The sequence below is a fragment of the Mesorhizobium sp. M1A.T.Ca.IN.004.03.1.1 genome, assembly GCF_003997555.1.
In the GTDB taxonomy this organism is placed as follows: domain Bacteria; phylum Pseudomonadota; class Alphaproteobacteria; order Rhizobiales; family Rhizobiaceae; genus Mesorhizobium.
Genome location: NZ_RZTV01000584.1, coordinates 1 through 258 on the forward strand (window position 1 = coordinate 1; position 258 = coordinate 258).

General features: G+C 55.0%; 1 pseudogene. It reads left to right on the forward strand.

The annotated features are described in order from the left end of the window. Positions 1-176: pseudogene (locus tag EOD29_RS32970) on the forward strand (L,D-transpeptidase family protein); the annotation flags it as partial. Between the last annotated feature and the right edge of the window lie 82 nt (positions 177-258).

Here is a 258-nt window from a genome sequence, read left to right on the forward strand (position 1 = left end):
TTTATAAAGCCGAACGTCGCATGGTCCTTCTCAAAGGGGATACCCCCATCTCGACATACCGGATTTCTCTTGGGCGAGCTGCCGATGAGGGTCCCAAGCAGCGGGAAGGCGACGAGAAAACACCGGAAGGGCGTTATGAAATAGTCTGGCGAAATTCGAAGTCCATGGCGCATCTGTTGCGACGACCGCATTGAATCCCTGCGTTCAAAGCCGATGATCCCGGGACCGACAGCGATCGATCAGCCCTTGACCTTCATC